The following is a 12,512-nucleotide window of genomic DNA, read 5'->3' as shown; positions in this document are numbered from 1 at the left end:
TCTTGATGCTGAAGCGGTTTATCCTGATTTAAATTGAACAAGTACGCTGTTAAATAGCAATGACTTCAGTGATGAGGGCGCAGATATTTTTAGGCGTGCTGTGCAATTAAATGGTTTTAAAGCACAATCATCTGGTGCACCTTTGCTTGGTTAGAAGTTGCACCAGATGGTTGAAATTTTAATGGTATTTTCTAGCGTAACGATGCTTAGAAGGTGCCGATTTCGTATTTATATTCGAGAAGAGTTTTGATCAAAGGCCAGTTCAAAGTAAGTGACCCACGCCTTGTCAGTCGTATTGGTTATCAGTTTAAACAACCGGAATTACTGCAACTCGCGTTGACCCACCGATCCGTCAGCCATAAATATAATTATGAGCGTCTTGAGTTTTTAGGTGATGCATTGCTGGGGATGATTATTGCTAATTATCTTTACGATGCTTATCCGCATGAAAATGAAGGGCGTTTGACCCGTATGCGTGCAACTTTGGTGCGACAAGAAGCCCTTGGTAAAATCGCAAATGATTTGAAACTGAGTCAGAGTTTGATCCTAAGTTCAGGTGAGCTTAAATCGGGTGGACATCATCGTGAATCGATTCTTGCCGATACCGTTGAGTCTATTATCGGTGCTATTTATGTCGATTGTCATGATCTAACGGTGTTAGAGCCGATCGTATTAAAATGGTACATCCCGTATTTAGAGCATATTGAACCAACAGATCAACTCAAAGACCCGAAATCCAGATTACAAGAGTATCTGCAAGCACGTAAACAACCTCTCCCTGTTTATGATGTGGTCGATATTCAAGGTGACGCACCAAACCAGCATTTTAAAGTGGAATGCGCGGTGCGTGGCTTACCGTTATTAAAGGGTGAGGGATCAAGTCGTCGTTTTGCAGAACAAGCTGTTGCGGCGGAAATTTTAAAGTTATTGGAGCAATGACCCTCATGTCGACCGAAAATGATCAAAAAAACAATGATCAAGATGTAGCTGCTGAGCAGAATCTCGTTGATCAATTTTTTAGTTCACAAGAAATGACGATTCCTGCTGATTATAAAAGTGGTTTTGTTGCCATCGTTGGCCGTCCAAACGTTGGTAAATCAACTTTGATGAATCACATCTTGGGCCAGAAGCTTTCGATCACCTCGCGTAAACCACAAACCACACGACATAAAATCGTGGGCATTGATAGCCGAGAAAAATCTCAGGCCGTCTTTGTGGATACCCCAGGAATGCACAAGAAAGAAGTCAAAGCCATCAATAAAATGATGAACCGTGCAGCTCATTCGGCTTTGCGTGACGTCAACTTGGTGTTATTCGTTATTGATGCGCACAAATGGACGCAGAATGATGATTTAGTTTTAGAAAAACTCAAAAATGCACAAATGCCAGTGGTTTTGGTGATCAACAAGATTGATACTTTTGAAGATAAAAAAAGCTTATTGCCGCTTCTTCAAGAGCGCGTCAAGTTGATGAATTTTGCTGAGGTTATTCCAGTTTCAGCATTACGTGGTTCAAACTTAGACCATCTACGTGACGCGATTGAAAAATATTTACCTTTCCAGCCACCGTTATACGCTTTGGATCAGTTGACTGACCGTTCTGAGCGCTTCTTGGCCAGTGAAATCATTCGTGAAAAAATCATGCGTCAACTTGGTGAAGAGCTTCCATATGATTTAACGGTTCAGATTGAGTCCTTTAAAACAGAACCTGCGACAGTGAATGAAAAAACAGGTCGTCCTAAGCCAGCATGTACCTATATTGATGCCACGATTTTTGTTGAGCGTGATGGTCAAAAAGCCATTGTGATTGGTGACAAAGGCAGCAAGCTGAAAAGTATTGGTATGGATGCCCGAGTCGATATGGAAAAAATGTTTGAGCAAAAGATCATGCTAACGCTTTGGGTTAAAGTCAAAGGTGGTTGGTCTGATGATGAACGTGCATTGAAAAGCTTAGGTTATAGCGATATCTAAACACAGGAAACGACCCACCATGTTTAAAGTATGGCTGTTGCTTGGCAGTATGTTGATGCTGCAAGGCTGTATTCATAAAGTTGTAACCGTTCCAGTCAAGGTGGCCTATAAAACCACCAAAGGCGTGGTGAAGGGCACGGCGATGGTGGTGGGTGCTGTGATTCCTGATGGTGATACCGAGGATTAAGGGGGCAGCATTGATCGAGTGTCGCAAGTATGCGTAATGAAGTGTTGCATGGTTATTTAATCCATCACCGTAAATATCGTGAACGCAGTCATATCGTCCATCTTTTTACTCAAGAGTATGGACGTGTTGATGGCATTTTAAGACAAGCACCCCCTCCGCAATATCAGCCCATTACCTTACAGGCCACGGGCAAATCTGATTTAAAAAACTTCACAAAACTAGAAATTATTAATCAACCGGTATTCTTTTTTGGCGATGCCTTTTTTGCCGGTTTTTATCTGAATGAAGTTCTGTTACGCCTTTGCCCACTTGAAGAGGCGATGCCAGCAAGTTTTCAGCAATATCATGAAACGTTGGGGCAATTACAACATCTTGCAAATCATGCTCAGCCCAATGTATTTTTAAAACAAATTCTGCGTCAATTTGAATATGTGCTACTAGAAGAACTCGGCTATGCTATCGAATATGACACAGACGCGCGTCAACAGCCGATTCAAGCGCAACAGTTTTATCAATTTCATTTGAATGAAGGGTTTCTGCCTGTTGCAGCGGGGGCTTCGGGGCAGTTGAGTGGTGCGCAGATTTTAGCAATGTATGATTATGAAAAGAGTGGGGATTTTACCCCAGAACAGCTACAATTATTAACCCGACTCTACCGTCAGATGATTAGTTCTTTATTGGGCGATCGTCCTTTAAAAAGTCGTCAATTGTGGATTCAAAATTTTCAAAAAAAAACTGAATGAGGAAAATGTAATGGCCGCATTACTTGGTGTGAACATTGATCATGTTGCGACGTTACGTCAAGCACGTGGTACAACTTATCCAGATCCAGTCAAAGCAGCATTAGTTTGCGAACAAGCCGGTGCCGAAGGGATTACCTTGCATCTGCGTGAAGATCGTCGCCATATCCAAGATGATGATGTGCGTCGTATGCGTCCTGTACTTGGCACACGTATGAATTTAGAGATTGCAGTTACCGATGAAATGGTGGCGTTTGCACAGGAAATTCGACCACAACATGTTTGTTTTGTACCAGAAAAACGTGAAGAGTTGACCACAGAAGGTGGCTTGGATGTTGTCACGCATTTTGAACATGTCAAGGCGGCAACCCAAGCACTGACTCAAATCGGTTGTGATGTATCATTATTCATTGATCCTGATTTTGCTCAAATTGATGCTGCGATAGCGTGTGGCGCACCGACTATTGAGTTACATACTGGTGCTTATGCTGAGGCAGGCAATAGCGCCGCACAACAGCATGAATTGGCGCGTATTGTTGCTGGTGTTGCCTATGCTGCGGAGAAGGGCTTAGTGGTGAATGCGGGGCATGGTCTAAACTTGGATAATGTTGGCGCGATTGCTGCTATTCCGCAGATTTATGAGTTGAACATTGGTCATGCGATTATTGCTGAAAGCGTCTTTGTTGGTTTAGAGCAAGCGGTAAAAGATATGAAAGCTGCGATTCAAGCCGCGACAGCCTAAGGTTATATGCATGAATTACGATGAGTTAATGCAGCCTGTACTGGCTTTTTTAGGATGTGAAACCCCAAAAGCTTGGCTTTCTGCTGCGCAACAAAATTTACCTTTGCTGATGCAAGACCATGCCAACTGCGAGAAAAAAGCAGCGGGCACTGCGATGAACCTGATGTTTCGCTATAGTTTCTTTACCGACTTACAGCTTAAATTAGCACAGTTGGTCCGTGAGGAAATGCTGCACTATGAACAAGTGCTGGAACTGATGACTAAACGTGGTCAAGCTTGGGAAGCACTCAGTGCAGGGCGCTATGCCGGTGTACTCAGAAAAGAAATCCGTACCTATGAACCTGAAGCGTTAATTGATGTATTGGTGATTGGTGCCTTTGTCGAGGCGCGCTCCTGTGAGCGTTTTTATGCATTGGCCCCCTTGGTCGACGAAGAGTTAGGCAAGTACTATCGTTATTTGCTTAAGTCGGAATCACGTCATTTTGAAGATTATTTGGCCTTGGCAGCAGATGTGGCAAAAACCGCAAAAATGAAAGACCCAGAAGAAGATATTCAAAGCCGCATTGAGCATATTCGTGAGGTTGAGAAAAATCTGATTTTAAGCCCAGATCCACTGTTCCGTTTTCATAGTGGGATACCGAGTTAGGTAGTTAAGTCCTGTTTAGCTTTGGGATTTAGGGCTGAATGCAAATTTCATTGAATTTTAGAAATACCCAATCTCCGCTCTTAAGCCATATATGGCTCATCTTTTCCAAAGAGACGGGCTTTTTTAAGGGATTCAAAGCCTAATACCTGCTCCACAACGCTCCTTGCTTAGAAAAAGCAAGGAGCGTTGTATGATCAACTCCACTCGAAATGCTTTCCTTCTAATTTAAGTATTTCAAAATCCTATAATTTAAAAAACTTAAAATTATTTTATTGTTTATTTATAGTTAATATGTTAAATAATTAATATTAATTGGTTTGTTAAAGATACAGATTCGCGAATAAATTAAGTCCAATGTGTAGCCTAAGGATAATGTGTAATTCAAGTTCCAAGTTTTAAGTCATTAGTTAATATATTCATTAGTTTCTTTTGACGATAGCGCTTATTTGTTTAGTGGCTACTTTAAAATTAAATTGTGCTTGAAAAAAAACCTGAGCTTTAAGAAAAACTCAGTGGGATAGCTAGAGAAAGGAATTTCTTGAAAAGAGGAAAAGGGAATGACGACACAAGCCGCTGTTTTAGTAACAAGCGATAAAATGACCAGAGAACAACGGAAAGTTGCCTATGCAACCATCATTGGGACCACGGTTGAATGGTATGACTTCTTTATTTATGCAGCCGCAGCTGGTTTGGTATTTAAAGACCTGTTTTTTGCACCAGCAGGCAACACACTTGGCACAATTTTAGCTTTTGCCACGGTCGGGATTAGCTTTTTATTTCGTCCATTGGGCGCTTTTCTTGCTGGTTATTTAGGCGATCGCTATGGTCGTCGGATTGTCTTGGTGATGACGCTGGTATTGATGGGCTTGGCGACTGTCTGTATTGGGTTATTACCGACCTATGCCAGTATTGGCGTGGCTGCGCCAATCATATTATTGATTTTACGGATATTGCAAGGCTTGGCCGCTGGGGGCGAGTGGGGCGGTGCTGTGTTACTTGCTGTCGAACATGCACCTAAACATAAGCGCGGGCGTTTTGGTGCGTTCCCACAAATGGGCGTACCCCTCGGGCTTATTCTGGCATCGGCCATGTTGGCATTGATGACTGGTGTGATTACACCAGGAGAGGCCTTTGTTGAGTGGGGGTGGCGCATTCCATTCTTGTTCAGTATTGTCCTTTTATTTGTTGGGCATTGGATTCGTCGTACCGTTGATGAAAGCCCTGTATTTGAAGAAATTAAACAGCGTAAAACGGCTTCTAAAACACCTATTCGCGCGCTATTTAAAAACCATTCACTTTTGGTGCTATTGGCCGCGTTGGTGTTTGCCGGCAACAGTGCATGTGGCTATATGACCACAGGTGGATTCATTCAAAGTTATGCCACCAACCCGAATGGCCCTTTAGCTATTCCACGAACCCCTGTTTTAATTTGTGTGACCATCGCTTCCTTTGTCTGGTTATTCAGTACCTTTGTTTCAGGAACAATTTCTGATTATATTGGACGTAAAAAGACCTATCTAATTGGTTGGGCAGTACAGCTCGGTGGTGTATTTGCTTTATTTCCATTGGTGAATACTGGCAGTATTCCGTTACTTGCCTTGGGTTTATGTTTATTGGCTTTGGGAATTGGCCTCACCTATGGCGTTCAATCGGCATTTTATTCTGAATTGTTTCCCGCATCGGTACGATTCTCTGGAATCTCTATTTCATATGCGCTTGGGGCGATTTTAGGGGGTGCATTTGCCCCAATGATTGGAACCTGGTTGGTGAGTGTGACCGGTACAACCTGGTCGGTTACGATTTATTTGGCAACGATGACCTGCATTGCTTTATTGGCGACACTGTCGCTGCGTGATCGCAGTGGTATTCCACTGGGACCTGATCATGAAGAAGAGCAGGCCAAATCGCCGATTCTTTGGAAAAGCCAATAGCACAGTCAATCAATATCAAATAATAATGTGTCTAGTCCTGAAATAGGTTGACAGTTTTATGCAACGAATTGCTCTCTATTTCTAAACTCGATTATAGACGCCTGATGCACTGCATCAGGCGTTTTATATCCTAAAGATAAATGTGGTCTCAAGCTATTATAGGCTTCAATTGATTCGGCAATTATTATTCGGGCTTGCTTTAAATCTCGTGGCTTCTCTAGCAGAAACTCCTGTTTCAAGATTCCATTTACTCGCTCCGCTAAAGCATTTTGATAACAATCATAACCGTCTGTCATTGAACAGGTAATACCTTCAACCACATGAATATTTTGATAATTATCAGAACAATACTGAATACCTCGATCCGAGTGATGCACTAGCTGCTGATCTGTCTGCCTTGATTTAATCGCTACCAATAATGCTTTTGCTACATGCTCTGTATGTAGGCTCTCATGCACATAATATCCAACGATTTTACGTGAGAAAGCATCTGTGATCAGGCTTAAATACACTGTTTGTTCATGTGTAGGAATATACGTTATATCAGCAACCCACAACTGCTCACTACCCGTTACAGCTACTTGGTTCTCACCTGCTTTAAGTACGTTAGGGTGTTTTCTAAAACGGTGATGACTATTCGTCGTTTTGTGATACGAACGCCTGAGTTTAATGAGCATATTTGCACCACGCAATATATCGAATAAACCATCTCGCCCAAGCTTGATTTTTAAATCTTGAAAGCGCGATTTAAGTAAGAAATATAATTTACGTGTCCCTAATCGGGGTAATTGCAACCGCTGACTTATTACAAGTTCTACCACACTATTAGCCATTTTCGCCTTAGCTTTAAGGCTTTGAAATTGTTTGTAATAGGCTTGGCGGCTAATACCATAATGGCGGCAAGCGGTATCAATACTCATCGCTTTTTCGGCTTTGAGGTTTTGGACAGCTTGCCTAAAGGCTTTTTTATCAGTGGATTAGGGTACTCTGTACGAATAATTCTGACGACTTCTTCAAATAGCATAGCCTTTTGTTGTGCTTCAAGAAGTTGCACTTCTAATTCTTTAATACGTTGTTCTGGAGTAAGTGGTTGATTTTTCATATTAGCGGCACTGTTTTTATTAGATGTAGCTCCAAGCGTACACCAATCCATAGAGCCATGCTTTCTTAACCAGTTACGAACAGTTGAATGACTCTGTATGCCGTAGCGCTTAGCAGCTTCAATATAAGTCATCTCGCCACGTTCAATTTGGGCGACAACACTCAATTTAAAAGACATGCTGTAATCGCGTTGAGTACGCTTAACGTATTGGTTCATTTGACACTCCTGAGCTAACGCTCTGTTGTGTCAACCTATTCTAGGACGGGACAATGTGATCTTTAAAACCAGCAACTGCTGGTTTTTTAGTTTTGTGCGATAAAGTGTGTTTATAAAAGATCTTGGCTTTTCTGAAGGTATTTGCGCGGAATAAAATTGCATCTATGAATTGAATCTATTTATTGAGTGATTAATCCGTGGAAAATACCATTTAAACTCGGGAAAGTGCATTAACGATCACAAGCAAAGTGTGAATAATAAGATCAAAGTAAGCGCTATAAAGCATTTAGACAAGATGTCTAATCAAGGGAACTTGAGTGATTAAGGGAAAGTTAATATGGAAAATACAATTTCAAATTCAGCCACTTTAAATACGACATTGACTGATTTCACCGATACATCGATTCATTTGGTTTATACCACCGCCAAAATAGCTGTGGCACAAGAAAAATCTATGCTTGAAAAAATCCAAGCGCTATTACCACAAATTGCAGCCAATGCTGAACAAGCGGAGCAGTTACGTCGCGTACCAGATGAGAACATTGCTCTATTAAAAGCCATCAATTTCCACCGCGCATTCCAACCCAAAGTCTATGGTGGTTTAGAAATGAGCTTGCCAGATTTTGCCAATTGTATCGTGGCATTGGCAGGTGCATGTGCAGGAACAGCTTGGGCATTTAGTTTGTTATGTACCCATAGCCATCAAATTGCTATGTTTAGCAAACAGTTGCAGGATGAAATCTGGCTTGCAGATCCAGATGCAACGGCAAGCAGTTCGATTGCACCGTTCGGAAAAGTACAAGAAGTTGAAGGGGGGGTACTGCTCAACGGTGAATATGGTTGGAGCAGTGGTTGTGACCATGCTGAATATGCCATTGTCGGTTTTAACCGTTTTGATAACGAAGGCAATAAACTGTATTCCTTTGGCGTGGTACCACGTGCGGACTATGAAATTGTCGACAATTGGTTTGCCCAAGCAATTAAAAGCAGTGGTTCAAAACAGCTAAAATTAGTTGATGTTTTTATTCCTGAATACCGTATTTCCAAAGCCAAAGATATGATGGAAGGTAAATCAGCTGGTTTTGGTTTATATCCAGATTCTAAAATATTCTATTCACCATATCGTCCTTATTTTGCCAGTGGTTTCTCCGCGGTGAGCTTGGGTGTGGCAGAACGTATGGTCGAAGCGTTTAAAGAAAAACAACGTAATCGTATTCGTGCCTATACGGGTGTAAATGTTGGTTTGGCAACACCTGCTTTGATGCGTATTGCTGAATCGACCCATCAAGTGGCTGCTGCGCGTGCATTACTTGAAAAAACGTGGGAAGATCATCGCTTACATGGGGCTAATCACGTTTATCCAAATCAAGATACTTTGGCATTTTGGCGGACCAATCAAGCCTATGCGGTGAAAATGTGTATCGAAGCGGTGGGGCGTTTAATGGCAGGTGCTGGCGCAACCAGTTGGCTAGACAACAGTGAGTTACAACGTTTATTCCGTGATTCGCATATGACGGGTGCGCATGCCTATACCGATTATGATGTCTGTGCACAAATTTTGGGGCGTGCATTGATGGGCATGGATCCAGATCCAACGATGGTCTAAGCCAATCGTCAATAACAGGGAAAGGTTATTATGAATACGATTAATAAATTAAGTGAAACTGAGGTAATTGATGTAAAAGCATTTCGCCGTGCTTTGGGGAATTTTGCGACGGGTGTGACCATCATGACTGCACAAAATGCAGCAGGTGAGCGGGTTGGGGTAACCGCCAATAGTTTTAATTCGGTGTCCTTAGATCCCGCTTTGATTTTATGGAGTATTGATAAGAACTCATCAAGTTTTGCGATCTTTGAACAAGCCACACATTTTGCGGTCAATATTTTGTCTGCTGCGCAAATTGATCTGTCCAATAAATTTGCGCGTCGTGGCGAAGATAAATTTGCAGGGGTTGAGTGTGATCTGGGGACTGCGGAGATCCCGCTGTTTAAAAACTGTGCAGCGGTATTTGAGTGTGAGAAATTCGATATTTTAGAAGGTGGTGATCACTGGATTATTCTCGGTAAAGTGGTGAAATTTCATGATCATGGTCGTTCACCGCTGCTCTATCACCAAGGGGCATATTCAGCCGTATTGCCGCATCCGAGTTTAAACAGCAAAACAGAACCTGGTGAGGATGCTTTTCCTGGGCGACTTTACCACAACATGTATTATTTGCTGACCCAGGCAGTACGAGCCTATCAGAATGATTATCAGCCGAAGCAATTGGCCAGTGGCTTTCGTACCAGTGAAGCACGCTTATTGTTGGTGTTAGAAAGCCAAACGAGATTAAATAAAAGTGATTTATTACATGAAGTGGCAATGCCAATTCGTGAAATTGAACAAGCCACTGATATTTTGGCACAAAAGGGTTTGCTTATCGATCGTGGTGACCATTATGTGCTTACCGCGGCTGGAGATGTCGCAGCACGTACGCTGTATCATATTGCGGAAAGTCATCAGCAAGATGTTTTTAAAAAATATAGTACAGATGAGCGCGATTTATTTAAGAAAATGCTCAAAGATTTAATCGGTATTTAAGCGCATTTTGAGCATTCAATATAAGGGTTTTACGGCTGTAAAATCCTTGTATCGCTGCTTATTTTAAATTTTGATTATAAATGATGCAGTGTTTTGTCAATTTGAAAGCATCTGCTCAGCACCAATAAGCTTGATTTAAATTGTGGCTTGCAAACATATTATCGACTTAGAGATTTTGCATATTTGTGCGCAGTAAAACTTATTATTCACGCAAAATATAAAACAAGCATAAGTTTATACTTTTAGAATATTGTTAATATCATCATTATATGTATATTATCGACGCTTGATGACTGGATGTTATCTCAGGAATATCCCTGCTGTTGCGCAGGGAAATGAAAGGATTTTTTAAAGGGTGTTTATGGATAAGTTCAAAAAATCACGGAAAGTTTTGTCAGCAGTTATGCCATTGGCCTTATTGGGTTTAAGCTTTAATCAAACTGCTTTTGCAGAAGATAACTGGAAACTATATCTTAAGAATGCATATATTGAGCGTGATTTTGAAAATAGTGCATTGAAAGATACCGGAAGTTGGTCTCAGGGCATTTCATTATTTTATACTTCAGATTATCAAAATACACCGATTAAAGACTTAGAAATTGGTTTAGATGGGTCTGTGCAATATGCGGTGCGATTGAGTAATGACAAGCATGTTGCAGATACGATTTTACCTTTTGATAAGCAGACACAAGATCAGGCACACGATCAGTTAAAATATGGCGGCACTTTAAAGCTGAAATATAAAGACAATGTGGTTCGTGTGGGTGAGCTTTGGTTAGACTTACCTGTGACCTCTGTCGATACAAGCCGCCAGTTATTGACTTCTTATCTTGGTGCAAATGTAAACAGTAAAATTAACGACAAGTTAAGTTTAGAAGTTGGTCGGGTGACCAAGATTTCACCGCGTAATGAAGAAGGTTTTCAGAAGTTTTCTTATACGACGAAAGGGGTAACACATCAGTCTGATGGTTTGAATTACCTTGATGTGCGTTATAAGTTTAATAATGACCTAAAAGCTGAATATTATTTTGGTAATTTAGAAGACTTATATAACAAGCATTATTTAGGACTAGAGCATAATTTAAAACTCAGTGATGACATGAGTTTGATCTCGAAATTTAAATATTTTAATGCGCAAGATACGGGTAATGACATCGATATTGATAGCCAAAATATTGGTTTAATCGAAACGGTAAAATATAAAAACCATTCGATTGGTGCCGGTTATCAACAAATCATTGGCGATGCTTATCCATTACCAGATGGTTTCTTACCTGAGTTATATTTTATTAACTGGAATACGACGGGTTTCTTTAAAGCCAAAGAGAAATCTTATCACGTGGTCTATGCTTATAACTTCAAAGATTATGTACCAGGTTTAAATACCGTTGTTAAATACGCTTATGGGGATAGTTTTAAAACCGCAGATGGCAAGAAAAACAACGAGTCTGAGTGGAACCTGATTGGTAACTATAGTTTCCAACAACCGATGTTAAAAGGTGTCGGACTCCAATATATCTTTATTAAATATGATGTGAAGCATGGTAATGACTTTAATGAAAATCGTGCATTCTTGACTTATACCAAGAAGTTCTAAGCGGTTGGTTAAGCGTTCAATAGTGTTAACTTTTTAATAAAGCTCCAATAAACAATCAGGGTTGCATGTTGCAGCCCTTTTTGATGCCCTCCTTCTAAGCAGTGTTCAGGTGAGCGGTTATATCGGTTAAGTGAGGAGGCTATGCTTGAAATGGCTGCGCTTATATTTATTTTCTAAAAAATCAGTTAACATATTTATTAAATATACGCGTAGATTGATGCATGAAAACGATTCGCCCTTCTTTAACCTTAGCACTTCTTGAAGCACGTGAAGCTGCAATGACTTATTTTAGACCCGCTTTAAATGAAATCGGTTTAACCGAACAGCAGTGGCGTGTGATTCGTATTTTGTCGCAACATGAAGCCTTAGAAAGCAATCAGCTTGCTGATTTAGCGTGTATTTTAAAACCAAGTTTAACGGGTATTTTAAATCGCATGATCGACCAAGATCTGATCCGCAAGCGTAAAGGTGTTACAGATCAGCGGATTCATTTAATTAGCTTAACTGATCAAGGGCGTAAAACTTTTGAGATTCAGGCGTTAAAAATGGAAGCATCTTACAAAAAAATTCAGGAACAGTATGGTGCTGAAAAACTAGAAGTATTGCTTGAAATGCTTAAAGATTTTTCTAAAGTTAAAATTAATTAAGGTGTTGATTGGGGGGAGTGACAGCCCATTGTTGAATATCAGGTAGAGCAAGGATGCTGCCAAAACTTAACAGGGTCAATTTAACCCCTCGATAATAAACAACCAATATCTGCTATTTCGCATCAATAGCCCAAAGCAGTTTTATTCTCTTGT

At 40.8% G+C, this 12,512-nt stretch carries 12 protein-coding genes; 11 read left to right on the top strand and 1 reads right to left on the bottom strand.

Annotated elements, in window-relative coordinates; all coding sequences use genetic code 11:
• The first annotated feature begins 246 nt into the window (after positions 1-246).
• From rnc to FD716_RS11685, 7 genes are all read left to right on the top strand, one after another.
• Positions 247-939: a ribonuclease III gene (gene rnc / locus FD716_RS11710; RefSeq protein WP_139852504.1), complete on the top strand. Its 693-nt coding sequence runs from the start codon at positions 247-249 to the stop codon at positions 937-939.
• 5 nt (positions 940-944) lie between these two features.
• Positions 945-1,970, top strand: a complete 1,026-nt coding sequence (era, locus tag FD716_RS11705) for a GTPase Era (RefSeq protein ID WP_139852503.1) — start codon at positions 945-947, stop codon at positions 1,968-1,970.
• Positions 1,971-1,989: 19 nt separating this feature from the next.
• Positions 1,990-2,157: an NF038104 family lipoprotein gene (locus tag FD716_RS18910; RefSeq protein ID WP_171477035.1), complete on the top strand. Its 168-nt coding sequence runs from the start codon at positions 1,990-1,992 to the stop codon at positions 2,155-2,157.
• A 29-nt stretch (positions 2,158-2,186) separates the two neighbouring features.
• Positions 2,187-2,900, top strand: a complete 714-nt coding sequence (recO, locus tag FD716_RS11700; RefSeq protein WP_139852502.1) for a DNA repair protein RecO — start codon at positions 2,187-2,189, stop codon at positions 2,898-2,900.
• Positions 2,901-2,910: 10 nt separating this feature from the next.
• The gene (gene pdxJ, locus FD716_RS11695) at positions 2,911-3,639 is read left to right on the top strand and encodes a pyridoxine 5'-phosphate synthase (protein WP_139852501.1); all 729 of its coding nucleotides are present in this window, start codon (positions 2,911-2,913) and stop codon (positions 3,637-3,639) included.
• A gap of 10 nt (positions 3,640-3,649) precedes the next feature.
• A complete protein-coding gene (gene miaE, locus FD716_RS11690; protein WP_139852500.1) occupies positions 3,650-4,285 on the top strand; it encodes a tRNA-(ms[2]io[6]A)-hydroxylase in 636 nt (211 codons plus the stop codon).
• Between the two features lie 557 nt (positions 4,286-4,842).
• Positions 4,843-6,216, top strand: a complete 1,374-nt coding sequence (locus tag FD716_RS11685; RefSeq protein ID WP_139852499.1) for an MFS transporter — start codon at positions 4,843-4,845, stop codon at positions 6,214-6,216.
• Between the two features lie 56 nt (positions 6,217-6,272).
• Here FD716_RS11685 and FD716_RS11680 read toward each other — a convergent pair.
• Positions 6,273-7,534 (bottom strand): IS3 family transposase gene (locus tag FD716_RS11680; RefSeq protein ID WP_139852498.1). Its coding sequence is split into 2 segments (ribosomal slippage): positions 6,273-7,195 and positions 7,195-7,534, totalling 1,263 coding nucleotides; the frame shifts between segments, so codons are not numbered across the junction.
• Positions 7,535-7,871: 337 nt separating this feature from the next.
• On the opposite strand from FD716_RS11680, the gene FD716_RS11675 reads away from it, so the two are divergent.
• The 4 genes from FD716_RS11675 to hpaR all read left to right on the top strand — a co-directional run bounded on the left by FD716_RS11675 (position 7,872) and on the right by hpaR (position 12,359).
• Entirely contained in the window at positions 7,872-9,140 is a 1,269-nt protein-coding gene (locus FD716_RS11675; protein ID WP_139852497.1) for a p-hydroxyphenylacetate 3-hydroxylase oxygenase component, read from the top strand.
• A gap of 30 nt (positions 9,141-9,170) precedes the next feature.
• Positions 9,171-10,115 (top strand): p-hydroxyphenylacetate 3-hydroxylase reductase component, encoded by a 945-nt coding sequence (locus FD716_RS11670; RefSeq protein WP_139852496.1) that lies wholly within the window; start codon positions 9,171-9,173, stop codon positions 10,113-10,115.
• A gap of 361 nt (positions 10,116-10,476) precedes the next feature.
• Positions 10,477-11,712, top strand: coding sequence for an OprD family outer membrane porin (locus FD716_RS11665; protein ID WP_139852495.1), 1,236 nt, complete (start codon positions 10,477-10,479; stop codon positions 11,710-11,712).
• Between the two features lie 221 nt (positions 11,713-11,933).
• The gene (hpaR, locus tag FD716_RS11660; protein WP_139852494.1) at positions 11,934-12,359 is read left to right on the top strand and encodes a homoprotocatechuate degradation operon regulator HpaR; all 426 of its coding nucleotides are present in this window, start codon (positions 11,934-11,936) and stop codon (positions 12,357-12,359) included.
• The last annotated feature ends 153 nt before the right edge of the window (positions 12,360-12,512 follow it).

The organism is Acinetobacter pullicarnis, assembly GCF_006352475.1.
GTDB classification, from domain to species: Bacteria; Pseudomonadota; Gammaproteobacteria; order Pseudomonadales; family Moraxellaceae; genus Acinetobacter; species Acinetobacter pullicarnis.
The sequence above is the reverse complement of the archived record's forward strand: the minus strand, read 5'-3'. Positions and strand labels throughout refer to the sequence as shown.

What these genes read in the sequence shown, in the direction of transcription:
- era (WP_139852503.1), top strand. Translation starts at nt 945, where the DNA reads ATGTCGACCGAAAATGATCAAAAAAACAATGATCAAGATGTAGCTGCT.
- FD716_RS18910 (WP_171477035.1), top strand. Translation starts at nt 1,990, where the DNA reads ATGTTTAAAGTATGGCTGTTGCTTGGCAGTATGTTGATGCTGCAAGGC.
- recO (WP_139852502.1), top strand. Translation starts at nt 2,187, where the DNA reads ATGCGTAATGAAGTGTTGCATGGTTATTTAATCCATCACCGTAAATAT.
- pdxJ (WP_139852501.1), top strand. Translation starts at nt 2,911, where the DNA reads ATGGCCGCATTACTTGGTGTGAACATTGATCATGTTGCGACGTTACGT.
- miaE (WP_139852500.1), top strand. Translation starts at nt 3,650, where the DNA reads ATGAATTACGATGAGTTAATGCAGCCTGTACTGGCTTTTTTAGGATGT.
- FD716_RS11685 (WP_139852499.1), top strand. Translation starts at nt 4,843, where the DNA reads ATGACGACACAAGCCGCTGTTTTAGTAACAAGCGATAAAATGACCAGA.
- FD716_RS11675 (WP_139852497.1), top strand. Translation starts at nt 7,872, where the DNA reads ATGGAAAATACAATTTCAAATTCAGCCACTTTAAATACGACATTGACT.
- FD716_RS11670 (WP_139852496.1), top strand. Translation starts at nt 9,171, where the DNA reads ATGAATACGATTAATAAATTAAGTGAAACTGAGGTAATTGATGTAAAA.
- FD716_RS11665 (WP_139852495.1), top strand. Translation starts at nt 10,477, where the DNA reads ATGGATAAGTTCAAAAAATCACGGAAAGTTTTGTCAGCAGTTATGCCA.
- hpaR (WP_139852494.1), top strand. Translation starts at nt 11,934, where the DNA reads ATGAAAACGATTCGCCCTTCTTTAACCTTAGCACTTCTTGAAGCACGT.